The organism is Emcibacter nanhaiensis (genome assembly GCF_006385175.1).
Classification (GTDB): Bacteria; Pseudomonadota; Alphaproteobacteria; order Sphingomonadales; family Emcibacteraceae; genus Emcibacter; species Emcibacter nanhaiensis.
This window is the reverse complement of record NZ_VFIY01000004.1, coordinates 440,151-463,512: the sequence shown is the minus strand read 5'-3', so window position 1 is coordinate 463,512 and position 23,362 is coordinate 440,151. Positions and strand designations below refer to the sequence as shown.

General features: G+C 56.2%; 19 protein-coding genes. 11 read left to right on the top strand and 8 right to left on the bottom strand.

Going from position 1 to position 23,362, the window contains the following annotated elements:
- Positions 1-2: 2 nt before the first annotated feature.
- On the bottom strand, positions 3-2,534 hold the full coding sequence (locus FIV46_RS02600; RefSeq protein WP_139938237.1) for an ABC transporter permease: 2,532 nt from the start codon (positions 2,532-2,534) through the stop codon (positions 3-5).
- Positions 2,535-3,248, bottom strand: coding sequence for an ABC transporter ATP-binding protein (locus FIV46_RS02595; RefSeq protein WP_139938236.1), 714 nt, complete (start codon positions 3,246-3,248; stop codon positions 2,535-2,537).
- Positions 3,249-3,346: 98 nt separating this feature from the next.
- Here FIV46_RS02595 and FIV46_RS02590 point away from each other — a divergent pair, with 98 nt between their 5' ends.
- The 4 genes from FIV46_RS02590 to FIV46_RS02575 all read left to right on the top strand — a co-directional run bounded on the left by FIV46_RS02590 (position 3,347) and on the right by FIV46_RS02575 (position 6,324).
- Positions 3,347-3,979 carry an arylesterase gene (locus tag FIV46_RS02590; protein WP_219845830.1) on the top strand — a complete coding sequence of 211 codons (633 nt, stop codon included), beginning with the start codon at positions 3,347-3,349 and terminating at the stop codon, positions 3,977-3,979.
- A 164-nt stretch (positions 3,980-4,143) separates the two neighbouring features.
- Positions 4,144-4,503, top strand: a complete 360-nt coding sequence (locus FIV46_RS02585; protein WP_139938234.1) for a hypothetical protein — start codon at positions 4,144-4,146, stop codon at positions 4,501-4,503.
- A gap of 132 nt (positions 4,504-4,635) precedes the next feature.
- Positions 4,636-5,400, top strand: a complete 765-nt coding sequence (locus FIV46_RS02580; RefSeq protein ID WP_139938233.1) for an alpha/beta fold hydrolase — start codon at positions 4,636-4,638, stop codon at positions 5,398-5,400.
- A gap of 3 nt (positions 5,401-5,403) precedes the next feature.
- Positions 5,404-6,324: a ketopantoate reductase family protein gene (locus FIV46_RS02575; RefSeq protein WP_139938232.1), complete on the top strand. Its 921-nt coding sequence runs from the start codon at positions 5,404-5,406 to the stop codon at positions 6,322-6,324.
- Positions 6,325-6,336: 12 nt separating this feature from the next.
- Here FIV46_RS02575 and FIV46_RS02570 read toward each other — a convergent pair whose 3' ends face one another.
- Genes FIV46_RS02570 through cysE form a run of 3 tightly spaced genes read right to left on the bottom strand, consistent with a single transcriptional unit; the run spans position 6,337 to position 9,391 of the window.
- A complete protein-coding gene (locus tag FIV46_RS02570; protein WP_139938231.1) occupies positions 6,337-7,497 on the bottom strand; it encodes a cysteine desulfurase family protein in 1,161 nt (386 codons plus the stop codon).
- Entirely contained in the window at positions 7,494-8,615 is a 1,122-nt protein-coding gene (locus FIV46_RS02565; protein ID WP_219845829.1) for a cysteine desulfurase family protein, read from the bottom strand. Before FIV46_RS02565 ends, FIV46_RS02570 begins: the two co-directional genes overlap by 4 nt.
- Positions 8,616-8,656: 41 nt before the next feature.
- Entirely contained in the window at positions 8,657-9,391 is a 735-nt protein-coding gene (gene cysE, locus FIV46_RS02560; RefSeq protein ID WP_139938230.1) for a serine O-acetyltransferase, read from the bottom strand.
- Between the two features lie 209 nt (positions 9,392-9,600).
- On the opposite strand from cysE, the gene FIV46_RS02555 reads away from it, so the two are divergent.
- Positions 9,601-10,242: an alpha/beta hydrolase gene (locus tag FIV46_RS02555; protein ID WP_139938229.1), complete on the top strand. Its 642-nt coding sequence runs from the start codon at positions 9,601-9,603 to the stop codon at positions 10,240-10,242.
- Here the strand turns inward: FIV46_RS02555 and FIV46_RS02550 are convergent, their stop codons facing one another.
- Positions 10,243-11,385, bottom strand: a complete 1,143-nt coding sequence (locus tag FIV46_RS02550) for an anhydro-N-acetylmuramic acid kinase (RefSeq protein WP_181163023.1) — start codon at positions 11,383-11,385, stop codon at positions 10,243-10,245.
- A 103-nt stretch (positions 11,386-11,488) separates the two neighbouring features.
- Between FIV46_RS02550 and tyrS the strand changes: the two genes are divergently transcribed.
- Positions 11,489-12,760 carry a tyrosine--tRNA ligase gene (gene tyrS, locus FIV46_RS02545; protein WP_139938228.1) on the top strand — a complete coding sequence of 424 codons (1,272 nt, stop codon included), beginning with the start codon at positions 11,489-11,491 and terminating at the stop codon, positions 12,758-12,760.
- Here tyrS and FIV46_RS02540 read toward each other — a convergent pair.
- Entirely contained in the window at positions 12,757-15,951 is a 3,195-nt protein-coding gene (locus FIV46_RS02540; RefSeq protein WP_139938227.1) for a YhdP family protein, read from the bottom strand. The two genes, tyrS and FIV46_RS02540, sit on opposite strands and share 4 nt — an antisense overlap.
- A 124-nt stretch (positions 15,952-16,075) precedes the next feature.
- Between FIV46_RS02540 and FIV46_RS02535 the strand changes: the two genes are divergently transcribed.
- The 5 genes from FIV46_RS02535 to FIV46_RS02515 all read left to right on the top strand — a co-directional run bounded on the left by FIV46_RS02535 (position 16,076) and on the right by FIV46_RS02515 (position 22,131).
- Positions 16,076-19,069, top strand: coding sequence for a bifunctional [glutamine synthetase] adenylyltransferase/[glutamine synthetase]-adenylyl-L-tyrosine phosphorylase (locus tag FIV46_RS02535; RefSeq protein ID WP_181163022.1), 2,994 nt, complete (start codon positions 16,076-16,078; stop codon positions 19,067-19,069).
- A 29-nt stretch (positions 19,070-19,098) separates the two neighbouring features.
- On the top strand, positions 19,099-19,560 hold the full coding sequence (gene bcp / locus FIV46_RS02530; RefSeq protein ID WP_139938225.1) for a thioredoxin-dependent thiol peroxidase: 462 nt from the start codon (positions 19,099-19,101) through the stop codon (positions 19,558-19,560).
- 6 nt (positions 19,561-19,566) lie between these two features.
- Positions 19,567-20,370 carry a ferritin-like domain-containing protein gene (locus tag FIV46_RS02525; protein ID WP_139938224.1) on the top strand — a complete coding sequence of 268 codons (804 nt, stop codon included), beginning with the start codon at positions 19,567-19,569 and terminating at the stop codon, positions 20,368-20,370.
- 107 nt (positions 20,371-20,477) lie between these two features.
- Positions 20,478-21,719 (top strand): M23 family metallopeptidase, encoded by a 1,242-nt coding sequence (locus FIV46_RS02520; protein ID WP_281280507.1) that lies wholly within the window; start codon positions 20,478-20,480, stop codon positions 21,717-21,719.
- 13 nt (positions 21,720-21,732) lie between these two features.
- Positions 21,733-22,131 carry a bactofilin family protein gene (locus tag FIV46_RS02515; RefSeq protein WP_181163021.1) on the top strand — a complete coding sequence of 133 codons (399 nt, stop codon included), beginning with the start codon at positions 21,733-21,735 and terminating at the stop codon, positions 22,129-22,131.
- A gap of 80 nt (positions 22,132-22,211) precedes the next feature.
- Here FIV46_RS02515 and prfB read toward each other — a convergent pair.
- A protein-coding gene (gene prfB / locus FIV46_RS02510; protein ID WP_139938221.1) for a peptide chain release factor 2 occupies positions 22,212-23,340 on the bottom strand; the annotation gives its coding sequence in 2 pieces (ribosomal slippage) (positions 22,212-23,270 and positions 23,272-23,340; 1,128 coding nt in all).
- Between the last annotated feature and the right edge of the window lie 22 nt (positions 23,341-23,362).

Below are 23,362 nucleotides of genomic sequence, written 5' to 3'. Positions count from 1 at the left end.
GATCAAATTTCTCTCAGCACCTGGGCCGGTCGGGCGCTCATCGCCAGCCAGATACTCATCATGCCACTGATCAGCGTAAAGGCAATACTTACCGATATGGTCAGCGCCGGGATGTTAAGGGCGAAATGCCAGTCCATGTTCATGATCCCGACGACGATGCCCCAGGCCGCCAGGGTACCGAGCCCGATCGCCACCAGGCCGGCCGCCAGGCCGAGGATGACAAATTCCAAAACGTAAGCCCTGAGTACGTCTTTCCGGGTCGCGCCAAGGATCTTGAACACCGCCGCATCATAGACCCGGCGCTTGTGCCCGGCGGCAATCGCGCCGGCCAGCACCAAAATCCCGGCCAGGATGGTAATCGCGGCCATGACATCGACGGCGGCACCGATCTTGAGCAGCATATCCTGCAGGGTGCTCAGCACTTCTTTCATGCGGACAATGGAGACATTGGGAAACTCTTTTGCAATGGCCCTGAAAGTAGCAGTTTCCAGCTCGGGCGCAACTTTGGCCGTCGCCAGATAGGTATAGGGCGCCGGTTTCAGGGTTTCCGGATCAAACATGACCACATAATTGATGCCATAGGTGTCCCAGTCCACCTCCCGCATGGAGACGATCTCGGCGGTGATGGAGCGGCCCAGCACATTGACGGTGATGCTGTCGCCGAGCTTCAGGTGCATGTAATCCGCCATTTCCCGGGAGATGCTCACCTGCGGCGGACCGTTATAGCCCTCGGGCCACCATTCACCGGCAGTGAGCGGGTTGTTTTCCGGTCGCTTGTCGGTAAAGGTCAGGCCGCGGTCGCCGCGCAGCATCCAGCGACCTTCCTGCTCGATTTCCATTTCTTCGCTCGGCGTGTCCTTGATATGGGTGATGCGGCCGCGCAGGTTAGGAACACTCTCTATGTCCTTGACACCGTTGAGGTTTCCCAGGAACGACGTAAAGGCGTCATACTGGTTTTTCTGGATATCAATGAAGAAATAAGACGGCGCTTCGAGGCTGGCCCGGCCGTTGATCTCCCGGGTGATATTGTTTTCCGTCAGGGCGATGGCGGTAAACAGGATCAGGCCGAGCCCCAGCGACAGCACCACCGAAATGGTGGCGTTGCCGGGCCGATGAATATTGCTCAGCGCAATGCGCAGGGTCGGGCTCTTGGGCCGCGGCATTTTCCGGGCCAGAAGGCGGATCAGCCACCCTGCCCCGTACAGCACCGCGAAGGCCACCACCGTGCCGGCGAGGAACGCCAGGGTGATATTTTTATGGTCCGCCTGCCAGACCACCAGGCCAACCAGTAGTGCCAGCAAGCCCGTAATCAGGGCGATAAAGGCTTTGGGATATTTGACCCGGTCGCTTTTATGTACCAGCTGGCGGAACAGCCGCGCCGCCGGGATATTCTGGGCCCGGCTCAGCGGCCACAGGGTGAAGGCCAGGGTGATCAGCAGGCTGTACAGCCCCGCCAGCAGCAGTGGTTTGAAATAGAGTCCGGCGGCAATCGGCACCGGCAGGAACCGGCCCAGAAGATCACCGATCATCATCGGCATCAACCCGCCGAGCACCAGGCCGGCCGCCGTCGCCAGTGCCGCCATCAGCAGCACCTGGATCAGGTAGATCTGCATGATCATGCCGGAGCGGGCGCCGAGGATCTTGAACGTGGCGATGGTGGCGGTCTTGCCCGACAGGTAGGCGGTCACCGCATTGCTGACCCCTACCCCGCCGACCAGCAGTGCAGTCAGCCCCACCAGCGACAGGAACTGTCCGAGCCGTTCGACGAAGCGGCGAATGCCCATCCCGCCGTCGCCGCGGTCGCGCACCCGCCAGTCAGCGTCGGGAAACGCGGCCTTGAGGTCGTTCTTGAACTGTTTGATGGCAATGCCGTCGTTGAGCTTGAGCCGGAAATAATTGCGGATCAGGCTGCCCGGCTGCACCAGGCCGCTGGCCTCGAGCCCGGCGTAGGACATGAGCGCCCCCGGCGCCAGTTGCAGGCCCTGGTTGGAGCGATCGGGCTCGAAGGTGACGATGGCGGAGACGTAATAAACGGTATTGCCCAGCTTGAGCAGGTCGCTGCGGCCGAGCGCCAGGCGGTTGGCCAGGGCTTCGGATATGACGATGGCGGGCCGGCCGTCTTTTTCGGCATAGAGGTCTGAGGGTACATCTTCACCCTGGAATTTCAAGGTGCCAAACAGCGGATAAAGCTCATCCACGGCCTTGAGCTCGACCAGCGAACTGTCTTCGGTGTCCCGGTCCACCAGATGGGCCATGGCCCGGAGGGTCGAGACCCGGGAAATGGTGCCGTGGGCGGACAGGAAGGCTTCTTCAGCGGGCGTCAGATCCCGCTGCATCATGCTGATTTCAATGTCGCCGCCGAGGAACTGGCGGGCTTCCTGGCTCAGACCTTCGGTGATGTTGGTGGTGACCGAGCCAACCGAGGCGATGATTGCGGTGCCGAGGAACAGGCAGGCGAGGAAGATGCGAAAGCGCTTGATGCCGGACCGCAGTTCGCGTAGCGCGAAACGCAAAGCTGTGGGAAGCGTATTCATCTATTCCGCCGCCTTTCCACTCTCATCGGTCAGTTCCTCGACCCGGTCGATCAGGCCGTCCTGGATATAGAGGATGCGGTCGCATTTGCGGGCCAGCTCCGGATCATGGGTGATCAGGATCATGGTGGTGCCGAGTTTTTCCCGCAGCGCGAAGATCAGTTCGATCACCGCTTGGCCGGTCCTGCCGTCCAGATTGCCGGTCGGCTCGTCGGCAAACAGAATTTCCGGTCTGGGCGCCACGGCCCGGGCGATCGCCACCCGTTGCTGCTCGCCGCCGGACATCTGGGCCGGATAATGATCGAGCCGATGACCGAGCCCGACATCATGCAGGCTTTGTTCGGCAACTGCGAAGGCGTCACTGCGCCCGGCCAGCTCCAGCGGCACGGCGACATTCTCCAGCGCCGTCATGGTCGGAATCAGATGGAACGCCTGCAGCACAATGCCGATGTGGTCGCGGCGAAACAGCGCCATGTCGTCTTCATTCAGCCGGTCGATCCGTTGCCCGGCAATGGTAATCGCACCACGCGTCGCCTTTTCAAGGCCGGTCATGATCGACATCAGGCTGGATTTGCCGGACCCGGACGGGCCCAGGATGGCGATGGCTTTTCCTGCTTCTATGGTCAGGTCGATACCGCGCAGGATGTTGACATCATGGCCTTCGCCCTTAAATTCAAGATGTATATTGTCGAGTTCAACGATGTTTCTGGCGGTCATTTATCTGTTACTTCCGTATGGGCGCGGGGTCATTTTGTTCACAAGGGTATAATATAATGTACGCAAACACACTTAAAACCCGATTAGGGAAAATATTCTTGTCCGGCAATATATTGGCGCTGATTGCTGTCATTTTTGCGACAAGCGGTGTCCCTGCCCTGTCGGAAGAGAAAAACGGAGAGACGACGATCCTCGCCATCGGCGACAGCCTGACCGCCGGCTATGGCCTGCCGCCCGGTGAAGGCTACCCGGAACAGCTGGCCCTGGCGCTGAAAGACAAAGGCTATGCCGTTGACATGATCAACGCCGGGGTATCGGGCGATACCTCCTCCGGCGGCCTGTCGCGTCTCGAATGGGTACTGGATAGTATCAACGGAGGCCCGGACCTGGTGATTCTGGAGTTCGGCGCCAATGACGCCCTGCGCGGCATTGATCCGGTCATCACCGAAGGAAACCTGGACCGGATGCTTTCCATCCTGACGGAACGAAAAATCCCGGTACTGTTTGCCGGCATGCTCGCCCCGCCCAACATGGGCCCTGACTATGCAGCCCGGTTTGATCCGATATATCCGCAGCTCGCAAAAAAATATAACGTCAGTTTCTATCCTTTTTTCCTCGACGGCGTGGCGGGCGATACCTCACTCAATCAGAGCGATGGCATGCATCCGGATGAGGAAGGTGTAGCTGTGATCGTTGAGAAGATTCTCTCTCACGTTTTGCCGTTCCTGTAGAAAATTACCTGTGCGCGACGACCGTTTGTCGCAGCTGAAACTCACTTTATCGCGCGAAATTTCGTTTACCGCACAGAAGCTTGCCTTTATCGCATTATGCTTCTCCGCCGGCAGGTCATTTGCTTAAATGAGCCTACCACACAGCATACCTGAGGAGACATAAAATGAACCACACAGTAAAAATTGCCACACTCGCTTCGATCATCGCCCTGGCCGGCGCTTTTTCTGCTCCGGCATTTGCCGACAGCATCGGAGACAATAACGGCGTGCGTTCCGTAGAGCACGCCTCAGTCGACAAAAGCGAAGCCAAAAGCCTGGTGAAGGAGTTCCTGAAAGAAAACGGACACTCTTCCCTGCGCCCCGGTGACGCTCAGAAAATCAGCGCCCTGGTCGGCATTGATGAAGAAAGCAATGAAAAAATCTATCGCGACAAATGGAAAGTGGACGTCCGCAGCCTGAACCGGGCCCAGGTCGGAACCCTTTACGTAGACACAGAGACAGGTGAAATTACTACTAAACGGTAACACCCCTACTACCCCTCTATCTGTCTCTGAGGAGCAAGCCTGTTACCCCCGGGCTTGCTCCTGCTTTTTTATATCTTTTGATTTAAAAAAACGCTCCGCTGCGATAGTCTGTGGCAATCCACGGAGTTAATGATGAAATTACGATTTGACCACTATGGCGAGGATGGTTTTCCTCTGATTATCCTGCACGGCCTGTTCGGCTCCGCCTCCAATTTCCGCACCTTGGCGAAACTCTATGGCGAGAAATTTTCCGTCTTTTGCCTGGACCTGCGCAACCATGGTGAAAGCCCCCAAGATGACGACACAAGCTATGACGCCATGGCGTCAGATGTAGTTGAATTCATGGACGACCAGGATATTGACACCGCTCATGTCATCGGCCATTCCATGGGCGGCAAGGTGGCCATGCAGCTGGCACTCACCCATCCGGAGCGGGTAACCAAGCTGATTGTCGGCGATATTGCCCCGGTGAGCTATCCCCCCCATCATGTCAGCGTGTTCGACGCCCTGAATGCCATTGACCTGGCGGCGATCAGTTCCCGCGGCGATGCGGAAAATGTCCTGAAAGATTATATTGCGGAACCCGGGGTGCGATTGTTCCTGCTCAGCAACCTGGCCCGCAGGAAGGATCAGGGTTTTTACTGGCGCATGAACTTGCCCGTACTGGATGCCCATTATCCGGATATCGCGGCGGCGCCGACCGGCACGCCGTTTGAAAAAGACTGCTTGTTTATTCGAGGTGAGCTTTCGGACTATATTCCGGACAGCTTCTTCCCGGCGATCTATAAGCTGTTCCCCTATGCGCAGATCGAAACCCTGGCCGGCGCGGGACACTGGCTGCATGCGGAGAAACCGCAGGACTTTACAAAACTGGTGATGGACTTTCTGGAGGAGTGAGATATGAAAATCGGCATTATCGGCGCGGGCGGTATGGGCGGCTTTCTTGGCGTTAAGCTGGCTGAGGCAGGCCATGACATCTATTTCGTCGCCCGGGGAAAACATCTTGAGGCCATGACCGAAAAGGGGCTGACCCTGCGGGAGGAAAGCGGCGAGACGACCGTCACCAACTTCACCGCTGCGGCGGATCCTGCCGGGTTTGGCGAGATGGACCTGATCATCTTCGGCGTCAAGCTCTATGACACCATGGAGGCCGCCAAACTGTGCCTGCCGATGATGGGGCCGGGCACCGTGATCCTGACCCTGCAGAATGGCGTGGAAAGCGTGGATATGATCTCGGAAGTGGTGGGGGACAACCGTACCATCGCGGGCTCAATTTATGTCTCCGCCAATATCGAGGAACCGGGCGTGATCCGTCATAACGGCGGCGCCAATATGATGATGTATGCGGGCCCGGCCGGCATGGAGGAAACACAATACAATAAAATCGCGACGGTGATCCGGGACAGTGCAATGGCGGGCGACCGCCATCCCGATATGATGGTGATGTTATGGGAAAAATTTGTCCTGCTGGCCGCCAATGCGGGCCTTGGCGCTGTCACCGGGCTTGATGCCGGCACCCTGTGCCGCGATCCTGACAGCCGGCCCCTGTTCGAAATGGCGCTCAGGGAAGCGGAGGCTGTGGCCAATGCCTCCGGAGTCACCCTGCAGGAAGGCCTGGTTCCCATGTTTATGGCGCGTGTTGATGAGCTTGGCGGACAGAAATTGCTGGCCTCCCAGGCCTATGCCAAGCTGCATGGCAACAAGCTGGAAGTGGAATGGATCCAGGGGACCATTCATCGGCTGGGACAAAAATACGGTGTGCCGACACCGGTCCATTCCCTGTGCTATGTGTGCCTCAAGCCCTTTGCCAATGGTGCTTAACTGGGGCACACCTCAGTAGGGATTACGAGCCTTCCGGACGGTATCGATGATCAGTCCGGCGGCAAACTCCACTTCCGCCCGGGTGGTCATGCGGCCGAAACCGATGCGCACGCTGCAGTCGATCTGTTTGCGGTCGAGCCCCAGTGCGGTGAGCACATGGGACGGTTTCGGTTTAGCCGTTGAACAGGCGGATCCGGTAGAGATCGCCAGATCCCGGATGCCTTTCACCAACAGGTCGCTTTTCACGCCGGAAAAGGTCAGGTTCAGGTTGCCCGGCCAGCGCTTGTCGGCGGAACCGTTGAGCGTGACACCCTCCAGTTCCGAAGTGATTGTCTCGTACAACTGCCTGGACAACTTTGCGACGTGGATATTGTCCTGCTCCATTTCCTTTTCCGCCAGCGCGCAGGCGGCGCCGAGACCGGCGCAGAGGGCCGGCGCCAAAGTGCCGGAACGAAGGCCCCTCTCCTGTCCGCCGCCGCTCATCAGCGGAAGTGGACGGGTTTTCAGCTCTTCACTGACATAGAGCGCGCCGATACCCTTGGGGCCATAGAGCTTGTGGCCGGAGATGCTCATCAGGTCGACTGGCATTTCGGCCAGATCCAGTGGTATCTTGCCCACGCCCTGGGCCGCATCGGTGTGGAACACTACCCCCTTGTCGCGGCAGATTTGGCCGATGGCGGCAATGTCCTGGATGACGCCGATTTCGTTATTAACCGCCATGACGGTGACCAGGCCGGTCTGATCGGTAATACTGTCCCGCAACCGATCCAGATCGAGAAGGCCGTCCGGCTGCACCGGCAGGTAGGTGACCGCCAGGCCGCTTTGTTCCAGCGCCCGGCAGCTTTCCAGTACACAGCTGTGTTCCGTCGCCACGGTGACAAGATGGGTTTTATCGGGATAGAGCGCATAAGCCATGCCCTTGATGGCCAGGTTGTTGGATTCCGTCGCCCCGGAGGTGAAAATCACTTCCTCATCGTCCGCCCCGATCAAGGAAGCAATCTGTTCCCGAGCCAATTCCACCCCGGCATCGGCTTCCCAGCCGAAGCTGTGATTGATGGAATGGGGATTGCCGAATTTACTGGTGAGATAAGGCATCATCACGTCCAGCGCCCGCTCATCCAGCGGCGTCGTCGCCTGATAATCCAAATAGATGGGCAGGTTGGGACGGGTCATGCGCCGTGCTTCCGGTCATAAAGTTTACACCAGGCGGTAATAAAACGCTCTACATCCTCTTGCTTGCTGTTCCAGCCGAGACTGACCCGGATGGTGGAGGACGCCTCCTGCTCGCTGCCGCCCATGGCGGTAATCACATGCGACGCCTTGACCTTGCCCGAAGAGCAGGCGGACCCGGCGCTGACACAGATACCTTCCAGGTCCATGGCCATGACTTGGGTTTCGCTGCTGACGTCCGGCATCAGGATGCTGGTCACATTGGGCAGGCGGTCACTGGCAGCGCCGAAAAAACGAACCTTGTTGCTGTGACGACTGAGTTGCTGTTCGATCCGGTCGCGCCACTCGCCAATCTGCTGCATGGCCTGCAGCGATTTCGGCACCATACCGGCCGCCGTGCCAAACCCGGCGATGCCGGGCAGGTTTTCCGTGCCGGAGCGCCGCCCCAGTTCCTGGCCGCCGCCGCGGATCAGCGGCTCCACATCAATTTTTTCCCAGGCGACAAAGGCACCAGCCCCCTGCGGGCCGCCGATCTTGTGGCTGGACAGGCTCATCATATCCACACCCAGGGCCCGGAAATCGAGCGGGATTTTGCCGAAAGCCTGGACCGCGTCAGTGTGCATCAGGGCATTGTAATAGTGAACCAGCTCAGACAGTTCGGCGATCTCCTGGATGACGCCGGTCTCGTTATTGGCCAGCATGATGGAGACGACGGTTTTCCTGTCACTGTTTTTCAGGAGATTTTCCAGCTCCGCCCTGTCGATCAGACCCCGTTCCGATACCGGCAGGATATCGGTTTCTCCCGGAAAATGGCGCGCCACATCAAGAACAGAGTCATGTTCGGTGGCTGCCACGATCAATCGTTCGGCGCCAACACAGCGGAGCGCAATATTGTTGGCTTCGGTACCGCCGCTGGTAAACGTAATCATCTGCGGGCGGCAGTTTATCATGTCGGCAATGGTAGCGCGGGATTTTTCGAGTGTGGCTTTGGCCTTGCGGCCGATCGTATGCACGGACGAGGCATTGCCGCCGGCGGCCAGGGCCCGGCTCATTTCCTCAATGACTTCGGGCCGGACCGGCACTGTGGCGTTATAGTCCAGATAAGCAATATCTCTGGTCAATGGAAATTACCCCATCGGAATTGAATACCCTCGCCGCACGGCTATTCGCCGGCCGGGATCTTTTTATCTTCGGCTTCTTTCTTGGCCCGGGCCAGCAGGCTGTTTTCAGTTTCCAACTCGGCCACTTCCTTTTCCAGTTCCTCGATCCGGGAGCGAAGCCCGCACACCATGTCAAACATGCCCTCGAGAGAGCGGGCGATAGGATCGGGAATATCATCGGTCGGCATGCCATAAGCGCAGAAATCGTCTTTCTTTTTACTTTCCGGAGGCTGCACCACCTTGGCCGGGATGCCAACGACGGAGGTGTTTTCAGGCACCGGTTTTACAACGACGGCGTTAGAGCCGACACGACTGCCTTTACCCAGCACGATAGGGCCGAGCACCTTGGCGCCAGCGCCGACGATAACGCCTTCCTCCAGAGTCGGATGGCGTTTGCCTTTCTCAAGCGAGGTCCCGCCCAGTGTCACCCCCTGGTACAGGGTACAGTTGTCTCCCACTTCGGCAGTTTCGCCGATCACTACGCCCATGCCATGGTCGATAAAGACACCTTTGCCGATTTTGGCGCCGGGGTGGATTTCAATCCCGGTGAAAACACGTCCGATGTGGGAAAGAATGCGTCCCGCTGTATGGAAGCCGGAATTCCAGCACCAGTGGGCCCAGCGGTAAAAGATCAGGGCATGAATGCCCGGATAGGCAAAGAAAGCTTCAAACCGGGACCTGGCTGCAGGGTCCCGCTCCATCGCGACAGAGATGTCGTGGCGAATATTGTCAAACATGTGTTTCTGCCAATCTGAGCTTGCCCTTTTGTCCCGCTTTTGTGTTATAAAGGCACGGAATCGGACGGACCAGCCTGTTTATACTAGATATATAATAGTTCATATAGGCGCGGCAATCAATTACGTCAAGGTATTGCCAAACGGACAGTCGGTCACAATATATTGAGGAAATTACTGCTTTTGCATTTGTGAGGTAAGACAAACTAAAGATGCCTGAAGTTATTTTTAATGGTCCTGAAGGGCGCCTGGAAGGCCGCTATCATCCCGGAAAGGGAGAAAATGCGCCGATCGCCCTGATCCTGCATTCCGATCCGCAATATGGCGGAAACATGAACAACAAAATCTGTTACTACCAGTATCACTCGTTTGCCCGGCGTGGCTTTTCCGTGCTGCGGTTTAATTTCCGCGGTGTCGGCCGCAGCCAAGGTGAATTTGACAGTGGTGTTGGTGAACTAAGTGATGCCGCAGCGGCACTCGACTGGCTGCAGTCCTTTAACCGGGATGCGTCCAGCTGCTGGATTGCCGGTTTTTCCTTTGGCGCCTGGATCGGCATGCAGCTGTTGATGCGCCGTCCGGAGATCGAGGGATTCCTGTCTGTCTCGCCGCCGGCAAACCTCTATGATTTCAGCTTCCTTGCCCCCTGCCCCTCGTCCGGGCTGATCATGCAGGGAACAGCCGACACGGTGGTCTCCGAACCGTCTGTGCAGAAACTGGTGGAAAAACTGCAGAGTCAGAAAGGCATTACCATCGACTACGAAAAGATCGAAAATGCCGATCATTTTTATGAAAACCATCACGAGCCACTGGTGCGCAAGATTGACGAATATCTGACCAAACGGCTCGGCTATTAATCAGCGATTTGTCGGCAGATGAATGACTCCTCCCGGCATCGGACGGTTTACGCCGGTCGTGCCGGGAAAGGAGATAGGAAGGTTTTTGAGCCTTCTTACCGCCAGAAAGGCGAAGGCTTCAGCCTCGATAAAATCACCGTGCCAGCCGATTGATTCAACCGGCGATATCAGCGCCGGAGAAATCCTTCTCTCCACTTCCTCCATCATGACGGGGTTATGTCGTCCGCCGCCACAAATAAAGCAGCTTTCCGGATGTTTCGGGAACAGCTTCAGGGTGTCGGCTATGGCCTGTGCCGTGAAGGCGGTAAGGGTCGCGGCGCCATCTTCAAGGGACAGCTTGTCCAAGCCCGGTACCGTAAAACTATTGCGATCAAGGGATTTGGGGGGCGCTTGCCTGAAATAGTCGTCCGCCATCCATTGGGCAAGCAGGGCCTCATCGACCGTGCCCTGCCGGGCATAGCCGCCGTCCTGGTCGCAATCCTCACCGGTATTTCTGGCGATCCAGTCATTGAGCAGCGCATTCCCCGGTCCTGAATCACAGGAAATCAGGTCCTCCGGCGCCCGGCTGGCGGCAATCCAGGTGATATTGGCGACGCCGCCGATATTGACAATGGCCAGCGTGGCATTGCCCGGCCGCCCGGCAATATGGGCAAGGTGATAGATCGGCACCAGTGGCGCGCCCTGGCCGCCGGCAGCGACATCGTTGCTTCTGAAATCACTGACGACAGGGATCTGCAACGTATCAGCCATGGCCTGGCCATCGCCGATTTGCCAGGTCCAGCCCTCCGCGGGGCGATGCAGCAAGGTCTGGCCGTGGAAACCGATCACTTCGATTTCCTTGCTTTTCAGGCCATTGTCGGAAAGCAGGTCTTTCACTGCGATGATATGGTGTTCGGTCAGGATTTCCTCAACATGGCGGATCTTGGGATCGCTCGTGACCGGCTTGCCGTGCAGGCGCGCGGTCGCCAGTCCTTCATGGAGCAAATTCTGGATTTCCCTGCTGTAGGGTATATGAACAGGATGGCCGAAAGGTTCAGTTGTGACACCGTCAGTCAACAGCAGGGCTGCGTCAACACCGTCCAGCGAAGTGCCGCTCATCAGGCCGACAGAAAGGATTTTTTCCTCGGAAGGCTGTATTTCCATGAAGTTTCCGTTTAATTATTCAGCTAACCTATGCTACATGATGCGCCTGAATTCTTACAACAAATTAATTTGACGTCACAATCCAACGAAACAGACTAAGAAAATGACCGAAACAGCCGAAAATTTTCACCCCAAGTCCTCCTTTCTTTCCGTGATGAAAGAACGGGGCTACATCCACCAGTGCACGGATATGGAAGGCCTGGACAAGGCCCTGGAGGAGAAAATCGTACCGGCCTATATCGGTTTTGACTGTACCGCGAAAAGCCTGCATGTCGGCTCCCTGGTGCAGATCATGATGCTGCGTCATCTGCAGAAGACCGGCCACAAACCGATTGTCCTGATGGGCGGCGGCACGACCCGGATTGGTGATCCCACCGGCCGGGATGAATCCCGGGCCATGCTCACTGACGAACAGATCCAGGAAAATATGGACGGTATCCGCAAGGTGTTCGAAAAATACCTCACCTTTGGTGACGGGCCGAGCGACGCCATCATGGTCAATAATGCGGACTGGCTGGACGAACTGAAGTATATCGAATTCCTGCGCGATATGGGCACCCATTTCACCATCAACCGGATGCTGACCTTCGAGAGCGTCAAGCTGCGCCTCGAGCGTGAGCAACCGATGACGTTCCTCGAGTTCAACTACATGATCCTCCAGGCCTACGACTTTCTGGAACTGAACCGGAGCCAGGGCTGCTGTTTCCAGATGGGCGGCTCCGACCAGTGGGGAAACATCATCAACGGTGTCGAACTGACCCGACGTGTGGACCAGAAAGAAGTCTTCGGCCTGACCACTCCGCTGGTGACGCTGGCCAACGGCCAGAAGATGGGTAAAAGTCTGGGGGGCGCCATTTGGCTTAACGATGACATGTTGTCCCCTTACGATTTCTGGCAGTTCTGGCGCAACACGGATGATGCGGATGTAGGGCGTTTCCTGCGTCTGTTTACCGAGCTTTCTCTGGACGAAATCGAGAAACTGGAAGCCCTCGAAGGCGCAGAGATCAACGAGGCCAAAAAAATACTCGCCAACGAAGCGACAAAGATGTGTCATGGCGAGGATGCGGCCCGAGCCGCGGAAGAAACCGCCCGCAAAGCGTTTGAGGAAAAATCCCTGGCGGCCGACCTGCCGAAAATCACCGTCCCGAAAGCTGAGCTGGAAGCCGGCATTACCTTCAGTGATCTGTTTACCCTCGCCGGTCTCGCTAAATCCAAGGGCGAAGCCCGGCGTCTGGTAAAGGGCGGCGGCGCCCGCCTCAATGACGAGAAGGTGGAAGACAGCGAGCAGCTGATTACCCTGGATCAGCTGAATGAAGAAGGCACCATCAAGCTGTCCGCCGGTAAAAAGCGGCATATCCTGGTGGAGCCGGCCTAATCCGGGCTGTTTTCATCCTGCTTTTTCGGGGCCGGGGTATCAGGGGTAATTTCCTGAAGTTTCTCGGCCTCCTCGCGCAGTGATTTTTTGTCCGATCCGCCAATGGCGCTGAACAGGTTCCTGAGGATGCCGGGCGCCAGGGCCGCCAGCGGGTTCACCTTGATTTCCGTTTCCTGCATGGTACCGGTCATTACAAAGGTGGCGGCAAAAATGCCCTGGTCCTTGCCGCCGGTCAGAATGGTGCCGACAATGGGAATATTGCTGAATAGTGAATTGAGGCCATAGGCAGGAACGATGGTCCCTTCGATATTCACCTCGTTATAGGCCTGGTCAACCTTGCCGGACATGGTGACCCCGATGGAGGAGCCTTTGGCGGTGCCTTTCTTGATGTCGAGAATGCCGTTGTACTGGTGAAAGTCCATCTGGAATTTTTCGAAATTCAACCCGCCCTTTTTCAGTTCTTCCCGCGCCTTGGCAAAATCCTCATCGGCGAGCAATTTTGAAACCCCCGGGGAATCGCTGATCAGGAAATCCTGGGCCGTCATCTTGCCCTCGATGGACAGCTTGTTCTCTTTTCTGCCGTAGTCGGCGACGATTTCCATGGTGCCGTTCACACCGTTGTTGAAAACGCCGGCCCCGCGCAGGGTTTCACCGGCATTGCTGCTTTTGACGGTCAGCACCCGATCTTTTTCCCCCGGCGCCAGCGTGACTGTGAACTCCCGACCATCCTCAAAAAAGGATTTGAAATCGATGCGGCGAAAGTCATCCTGGGTGTAGGAGCCATCAAACGTTGCATCCCAGAGAATGACGCCGTTCTCCGCTGTTATTTTGTCAAATCGGGCCGAGACATCAAAATCCGGCATTTTATTTTCATCATCTCCGGCACCAGAGTTTTTCAGAATATCGAGCAGCGGCCGCGCATTGAATTCACGTGCAGTGATGATTGCATTGTAATTCTGCTTTTCCGCGTTCCAGGCCACCTCCATATCAAAGTCCATGTCAGGCATCTGAAGGTTGTGGAGGGCCAGACGGGCTGTACGGTCCTCGACAATGAGGACTTCTGAGTCCACTTTGAAATCTTCCGCTGTAACGTTGATGTCATCGACCTTGATGATATTGCCGTCGCCGAAATTCAGGGTGAAGTCGGCCTGTCCCGGTTTCCCCTTTTCCTTTAACCAGCCAATGGGCTCGAATGTGACCTGGCTGTTCGTCAAATCCACCTTGCCGGTCCCGGAGGTCATTTTCGCACCTTTACCGACAAGCTGCAGGTCCAGATGGGCCGGTCCGTCGATATAGGACCTGAACGGCAGCTTGAAGGCCTCCCAGTCATATCCGGCGAGATCCCCCTTGATGTGATAGCTGGTGGGCAGTTCATTTTCTTCGGTCTTGAACTTTTCATTCCAGACGGCGGCAAATTTAACCCCGTTCAGGAGAATATTTCCCTCAGCTTTCAGGGCCTCCCCGTCAACCACCAGGTTTATGCTGCCGTCTCCGATGGTCAGATTATCGGACAGATGCGGGATCTTCAGGTTTTCGATATCCGCATCGACTTTGAAATTGACCTGTTTGAGGCTGAGGTTTTTAAGGAGCGGAAAATCAAGGGAGAGCATTGCCTTGCCCTGTCCGGTCACGCTGCCGGGTTCGATGCCGTATTTTGACGGATAGCCCAGGGGCTTGCTGTCAATGACGGCCAGTATGTCTTGCACTGTTCCTTGCAGCGGTATGGTGAATGTGGCGACAGAACCGTTCTTGATATCAATGTTGCTGAACAGAAGCTTGCCCTGATTGACCTGCACGCCGTCAATTTCGCCCTGGTTCGCCGTCAGGGTAAAGTCCTTCAGGGTCAGATACCCCGATCCCGCGACATTGCGAAGCAGCGGCATGGGATGCAAATAGTCCGCCACCACATCCTTGATATCAAAACGAAACTGGAACGCTTCCCGCGGCAGTTCATCCGCCGCCCACATACCGGGGTCAATCTTCACATCGATGGCGCCATTCTGGACGGATCCCGCCCTGATATTTTTGGCGATCCATTTCCGCGCTCCCTGCGCTTTTTCCGCCGGCCAGTAGGACACCAGATTGGTAAAGGAAAGATTCTCGATCGAGGCATTTATCGTCGCCCCGGGCGTGTCTACTGAACCGTAAAGCAGGCCGTCACCCCGGATTGCAGCCTCATCGAGGAGAAGCTCAAACTGGTCAAGGAATATAATTTTTTTCTCACCACTGTAGTGGCCGCTGATCAACAGACTGTCGGTTTCTACCGGCGCGGGATACAGGTCCATAACATTCAGGCTGCCCTTGCCGGCTTCCAGCTCGAATATGACACTGGTCAGGTCAAGCTCCGTGCCAATCGACACGTCTATGATTCCGGTAAGCGGAACGTTTACCGATTTGACCTGCTCCATTTTCGGCATGCCGGCGGTAATCACCGCAGGCGAGAGGTTGGAAAAACGCAGCTGCAGTATGGCGTCCTTGCGCTTGTTATTGTGGGCCAGCGACAGATGCAGGGGCGTGCTTTCTGTTCTGTCCCTGTAGTGGATATCACCTTCAAACAGGGCCAGCAAACCGTCCGCGGTGCGCTTCATGTTGAGGACCGCTCCGGGGATGGTCCAGCGGCTGCCTGACGCCTCATCCGTGATGTTGAAGGAACTGTCGCGAAAGGTCAGATCCCTGAGATAACCCGCCGCATTCATAGGGGCCGGTTCAGAAAGAAGCTGGCGCGTGATACGGGGAATAATTTTCTGACTGGTCTGGAAATCGTCCAGCAGGCGCTGCAGCCTGACCTGCAGGGGGTCCTTGCTCTCCCCTTCCCAGATTTCCTTGGGCAGGACGATTTCGAACTGAAGTTTGGAAAAATCCGCCCGGACCGGGGCCAGCAATCCGCGCATCATGCCCAGGGCGCTGAACTCCATATCCGCCTCCGGAATATTGATCGTCAACTCATTTTCGATGTCGGTCAGGGAGGCATTGACGAAATGGATATCAATGCCGCTGGTTTTCTCGGCGCGGTCCCGGGCGGAGTGCCAGGTCAGCACCACATCATCGAAATCGATGCGGATGTCGGTAAAGCTGCGGGCAAGATTTGACTTGATGAACGGTCCTGCCCAGTTCAGGGCTACGGGTCCCATGCTCAGGCGCCATATAAAGACCAGCACTGACAAGGCAAGCAGGGCCAGCAGTATGGACAAGATCTTTAATGTTCCCGTAGGTCTGCGCAATTCCAGTTTTCTCTTTGTTGCGTTTTTTTTTACAGCTAATATCTATCGGGCGCTACTCTAAAGAATAAAATCATTCAAATTAAGGCAAGCATTTGTGACAAACCGATTTTCAGTCCCTCTACCGCTTCCCTCAGACGAGGCCACATCTGATAAAAAGCTCGTCGATTTTATCCAGTTGTGCCTTGACCGGGGATTAACGGACTTTGAAAAACTTCTGGCCAGGGATCACAACAGGGATCTTCTGCGGGCGATTTTGTCCAACAGCCCCTATCTGTCAACTCTTGCTGCCCGTCATCCGGATTTTCTGGCGGACCTATTGAGCTCATCCCCGGACAACTGTCTTCTGGCGCTGGAAAGCGAGCTGGAGGTGCTGGATCCGCGCGCTATTGACACAGACAGCCTGAAGCAAATACTCCGGCTTGGCAAGGCAAAGGTCGCCCTTCTCACCGGATGGGCGGATTTGTCCGGGACATGGCCGTTGCCCCGGATTACCGGCACACTGAGCTGGTTTGCCGAAACATCTGTCCGCCTGGCCGTTGATCATCTGATCTTCCAAGCCATCTCCAGGGGTGACCTTGAGGCCGGGGAAAATGCACCGTCTCCCTCCTGGAACAGCGGCTATACGGTGCTGGGCATGGGCAAGCTGGGCGGCCGGGAGCTGAATTATTCCAGCGATATCGACCTGATTGTCCTGTTTGACCAGGATGTTGTGCGCTATACGGGCCGAAAGTCTCCCGGTGACCTGTTTATCAAGATCACCCGAAACCTGGTCAATATCATGCAGGACCGGACCGCGGACGGCTATGTGTTCCGTACCGACCTGCGGCTGCGGCCCGATCCCGGGGCCATGCCGGTCGCCATCTCCATGGTGGCTGCCGAGACCTATTACCAGAGCGTCGGGCTCAATTGGGAACGGGCGGCCATGATCAAGGCCCGCCCCATTGCCGGGGATATTGAGGCTGGCCAGGAATTTCTGGACCGTATTCGCGGTTTTGTCTGGCGCAAGCACCTGGATTATGCGGCGCTGGAAGATATTTACGCCATCAAGAAGCTGATCCACAAACACCATAAACACGGCGACATCACCCTCGCCGGCCAGGATATCAAGCTGGGCCCGGGCGGAATTCGGGAAATCGAGTTTTATGCCCAGATCCACCAGCTGATTTCCGGCGGTCGGGAGCCGGCGCTCCGTGTAGCCCCTACCTGCGACGCCCTCAATGTCCTGGTGGAGGAAGGCCGCCTGGCACCGGAGGATAATGACATATTGCAGACTGCCTATGTCTATTTCAGGACCCTGGAACATCGCCTGCAGATGATCAACGATGACCAGACCCATACCATTCCGGAGCGGCCCGAGGATATTTACCGGGTGGCCTGTTTCATGGGATTTGAAACGGTGGAGGATTTTGAAAAAGCGACGGTCGCACACCTGGAAAAGGTCCATAAACTTTTTGACGCGCTGTTGAAAGAAAGCCACCAGACCCCGCAGTCCCAGACCGAGCGGGTGCTGCAATTTCCTACCGACGAAGACTATCACCCAGAAACACTGGAAATTATCAGTGAAAACGGATTTGAAGACCCGCGGGGGGCCTACGATATTATCCAGAACTGGCTGATGGGACGTTACCGGGCCTGCCGCACCGAACGGGCCAGAAAGATCCTAAGCGGCCTGAGCATTCATATCCTGGAAGCCTTCTCTCAGGCGGACAGCCCGGATGGCGCGCTGCGCCGGTTTGATGATTTTCTGTCCAAGCTTCCCTCAGGGGTTCAGCTGTTTTCCTTTATCAACGCCCACCCCTGGCTGCTGGAGCTGATCTCGGAAATCATGACCAGTGCCCCTTCCCTGTCGGAACAGCTGGCGCGGCGGCCCCTGCTCCTGGATGCGGTGCTGACACCGGACTTCTTTGAGTCTTTTCCTGATCGTGAAGAGCTTGAGGAAAGCCTGGCGGAACAACTGGCAATGGCTCTGGACTTTCAGGATGTTCTGGATATCGTCCGCAAATGGGCCAATGAACAGAAGTTCCAGGTCGGGGTGCAGATCCTCAGAAATGTAGTAGATGTCCGGACGTCCGGCAGGTATCTGACACGGATAGCTGAAGTGGTGGTTTGCCGCATGCTGCAGGAGGTTAAAAAGGAATTTGCCCTCAAACACGGCGTCATCGAAGGCGGTTCCTTCTGTATCCTGGCCATGGGCAAGCTGGGCGGGTATGAGCTTACTCCCGTCTCTGATTTGGACCTGGTGTTTATTTATGACTGCAGCAAACCCGGCGGCTTCTCCGACGGCAAGAAATCCCTGAGCGTCAATCACTATTATGCCCGCCTGAGCCAGCATATCATCAACGCCCTGACGGCGATGACCGGTGAAGGTCGCCTCTATGAAGTGGATATGCGCCTTCGGCCATCCGGCAATGCGGGACCTATTGCCGTCAATCTGGATACCTTCAACCAATACCAGGAAGGCAAGGCGTGGACTTGGGAGCATATGGCCCTGACCCGGGCCCGACCCATTGCCGGGGAGCGACATATTACCGACGCCGTGGAACGGACCATCCACAACATCCTGACCAACAAAAAGCGGGACCAGGATAATCTTTTGTTCGAAGTGGCAAAAATGCGCAACCGCATGCGCCAGGAATTCAAGGCCGACAGCCTCTGGGCCGTCAAGCACACAAAGGGCGGTCTGGTGGATATTGAATTCATTTGCCAGTATCTCCTGCTGTCCCATGGCGCCGATAAGCCGGAAATCCTGAGCCCCAATATCCTTGACTTCCTGCGGCAGGCTGCGGAGCACGGGGTTATCTCGGCTGATGTGGCGGAGGCATTGTCCCATGCGACGAATCTGATGCAGACAGTGCAGCTTCTGCTCCGGCTCTGCATGGGAAGTGCCTCGAAAAGCGAAAACAAACCTCAGGCCCTGGTGAAAACTCTGCTGCAACGTACCAATACAGCATCTCTGGAAGAACTCGAGGAAAAGATCCGTACCGCCCAACAGGCCGTATATGAAATCTATCAGGAAATTATTGAAACGCCGGCGAAAAACATGATACCTCCTGCACCGGTTACCCCGTTTGGAACACCGGTCGAATAAATCACAAGACGCAGATTGGAGAACTACAAATGCTCGAAGTTGGTCAGAAAGCCCCTGATTTTTCCCTGCCGGATGAGACCGGCGACACTGTTTCCCTGTCGGATTTCCAAGGCAAGAATGTTGTGCTCTATTTCTATCCGAAAGACAGCACCCCGGGCTGCACCACCGAAGCCAAGGATTTTACCAGTCTGATTGACCAGTTTGATGCGGCCAATACTGTCGTTCTCGGCGCGTCTAGGGACAGTATCAAGCGGCACCAGAATTTCATCGCCAAACAGGACCTCAAGGTCAAGCTCCTGTCCGACGAAGAAGGTACCCTGTGTGAAGACTATACCGTCTGGGTGCTGAAGAAGCTTTACGGCCGCGAATATATGGGGATTGAGCGGGCCACTTTCCTGATTGATGGTGAAGGTGTGATCCGCAATATCTGGCGCAAGGTCAAGGTCAAGGGCCATGCCGAAGAGGTTCTGGCAGCGGCCAAAGAACTTTAAAACCCTATGAGCGAACCTCTTTCCATTTGCGAGGCGGCACTGCGGGTGCTGGGAACGGCCAGCGCCCGGGACAAGGCAACGGTCGCCCGCGAGATCGCCCGGGTCTGGAAAGACGGGGGATATACCAGCCGGGACCAGGCCTCTCCCGAGGAGCGCCCTGCCCGGCCGGACAAGCCGGAGTTGCTGCTGCCCAAGGATATGCCAAAACGCGGCAAAGGCGGCAGTGTGGAAAACCGCATCGCCCTGATGCATGCCATCGCCCATATCGAACTCAATGCCATTGACCTTGCCTGGGATATCGTCGCCCGTTTCGGGCATGATATGCCAGATGAATTTATTGACGACTGGGTGGAGGTCGGTGATGACGAAGCCCGGCATTTCATGCTGATCGAACAGCGGCTTGAAGAGCTGGGGAGCCATTACGGTGACCTGCCCGCGCACGATGGCTTGTGGCAGGCCGCTTTTGACACTCGTCATGACCTTGCCGCCCGGCTGGCGATTGTGCCCATGGTGCTGGAAGCCCGGGGCCTTGACGTCACGCCCGGCATGATCCGGCGCATGGAAAATTTTGGCGACAGCAAAAGCGTCGCGGCCCTGCAGGTGATCTATGACGAGGAAATCAGCCATGTCGCGAAAGGACAGAAATGGTTTGCCTGGCTGTGCGACAAATATGGATGGGACAGCAAGGAAAAATACCAGCAACTGGTCCGGCACTATTTCAGCGGCAGGTTGAAGCCGCCGTTTAATATTCCCGCACGGGACGCGGCAGGGCTCGACGAGTCCTATTATTTGCCGCTATCTGGTTCATAATTATATTAAAAACCGTTGCAATCCTTTACTATTTGGTATCAAATGCCGTCTATAAAAGAAAAGCTTTGATTTAGAAGCAATTAGTTTAGCAAGCAGGGGTAGGACCGATACGTAATCTTGCCAGAAAACTGAGAGAACTTAGCGCCCGCTATTTTCCTGAGAGACAGATGTATTTCAGGACGAATGGCGTTGTCCGTTTTATCACCGTATCGGAACGGACCCAGTTGATCTTTGTCGGTCTGCTTCTGACCCTGCTGACCTGGGTCATCGTCACCTCTGTCTTTTTCGCTTTCGAACAGCAGATCCTGTCCGCCAAGGAAGCGGAAGTGCAACAGGCCAACCGAGAATATGAGCTGGTGAACCAGCAGTTCGAAGCCCTCAAGAATGATATTGAGCAGACAGCCCGTAATCTGGAACAGCGACAGATCTACCTGCAGCAGCTGATTGATACCGACCAGTCCCTGTCGGAACAGGCTGACCAGGCCGAAAAACAGGAGGCTGCCCCGGCTGCAGAGGCCAGTGAGGCCAAAGGCGGCGGCGCCGACCTGATTTCCCATGTGTTCAGCAGCAAGAACAAACAGCAGGAATATAATGCCCGGCTCAAGGAACTGGACTACTACCGGTTCGAGCTGAACAGAATCGAAAACCAGCAGCGTGAGCTGGCTGAAGTCATGATCCGCGGCATTTCCGGCAAACTGGCCTATATCGACAACACCCTGGAGAAATCGGGCATCAAAACTGACAAGCTGATGCAGATTGCCCAGGATCGCCCCTCCTCCGAACTGGCTGGTCAGGGTGGTCCGCTGGTGGTTTTTGCCGATGGCTTCGACGAAACCCTGCCGCCATCTGAACCTTTCGCCCGCCTGCAGGCCCATTACAACAAGCTGATTGACCTGGAAGCGGCGATCCAGAGCATGCCGGTGGCTATCCCGGCCAAGAAATATTATATCTCCAGCGGCTTCGGTCCGCGCCGGGACCCGTTCCGGAAAACCATGGCCCAACACCACGGCCTTGACATGGCCGGCTGGTGGAAAACACCGATCTATGCCTCCGGCAACGGGGTGGTGACAAAAGCCGGCCGCAACGGCGCTTACGGGAATTTTATCGAAATCGACCATGGAAACGGGTTTAAGTCACGATATGGCCATCTTTCGAAGATATTGGTTAAACGTGGCCAGCAGGTCAGTGTTGAACAGCAGATCGCATTGATGGGAAGCACCGGGCGCAGCACCAGCCCCCATCTGCATTACGAGATCTGGTTCAACGGTAAACCCATTAATCCTTTGAAGCTATTCAAGGCAGCAGAAGATGTTCTCAAAATCAAGCGGCAGGAATATTCCAGAAGCTAAAGAAGTGAAAACTATGAAACCCAGCAACAATGCAGCCCCTTCCATCATCGGTTCAGACGTCACAATCAGCGGAGACATTACAACATTAGGCGAAATTCAGCTCGACGGCACTGTCGAGGGGGATGTGCGCAGTGAATCCCTGACTGTCGGCGAACATGGCTCTGTCAACGGCACGGTTGTGGCCAATAATGTTATTGTGAAAGGCTCTATCAGCGGACAGATCAAGGGGCGCAATATCCGTCTTGAAAAATCCGCTAAGGTCAAGGGCGACATCATGCATGAAACCCTGAGTGTGGAAGCCGGCGCCTTCGTCGAAGGCTCCCTGACCCACAGGGACAATCCCATGCAGGAGTCTGCCCCCAAAGCAATCAAGTCTGTGGAGATTAAATCCGAAGGACAGAAAACAGCTTAACGGATTTTTCTAAGACAAAGAATTAAAAAAGCCTCCCAAGTTATCGGGAGGCTTTTTGTTTTTCTGCTCAGGATATCTCTCTAGTCGATATCTTCCACTTCCGCCGTGGTGCCGTGCACCCGGGCCGCCAGGGCGGCGGTCAGGAACTGGTCCAGATCGCCGTCCAGCACCTTGTCGGGCTGGCCGCTTTCCACGCCGGTGCGCAGGTCCTTGACCATCTGGTAAGGCTGCAGAACATAGGAGCGCAGCTGGTGGCCCCAGCCAATCTCGGTCTTGCTGGCGTGCTCCGCATTGGCTTCCTCTTCCCGGCGCTGCAGCTCGGCCTCATAGAGCCGCGCTTTCAGCATATTCATGGCCGTGGCCCGGTTCTTGTGCTGGGAGCGGTCATTCTGGCACTGCACGACAATGTTGGTCGGAATATGGGTGATGCGGATGGCGCTGTCGGTGGTGTTCACGTGCTGGCCACCGGCGCCGCTGGCCCGGTAGGTATCAACACGCAGGTCGCTTTCATTGATCTCCACCTCGAAATTGTCATCCACCACCGGATAAACCCAGACGCTGGCGAAACTGGTGTGACGCCGGGCGTTGGAATCATAGGGGGAAATGCGCACCAGGCGATGGACCCCGCTTTCGGTCTTGAGCCAGCCATAGGCGTTCTCGCCCTTGACCAGGATGGTGGCGGATTTGATCCCGGCTTCCTCACCGGCGTGATACTCGATCATTTCCACCTTGTGGCCATGTTGCTCGGCCCAGCGGGTGTACATGCGCAGCAGCATACTGGCCCAGTCCTGGCTCTCGGTTCCGCCGGCGCCGGAATGGATCTCCACATAGGTATCAAAGCTGTCGGCTTCCCCGCTCAGCAGGGTCTGGAACTCCATTTCGCCGGCTTTTTCAGTCAGCGCCTCAATAGCCTGTTCGGCCTCGGCGACAACTTCGTCATCACCTTCCGTCTCGCCCATTTCAATGAGCTCGACATTGTCATTGAGGTCTTGTTCCACGTCTTTGCACAGGGTAATGGCCTGATCCAGCTTCTGACGTTCCTGCATCAGTTTCTGTGCGTTGGCGGGATCGTTCCACAGTTCGGGGTCTTCGGAAAGGGCGTTCAGCTCTGCCAGTCTGTCATTTGCGACATCCCAGTCAAAGATGCCTCCTCAGCAGTGCGAGAGACTGCTTGATTTTATCAACGTGATGTTGGGTTTCTGCTTTCATCTTGATGTATTTCCGTGAAATT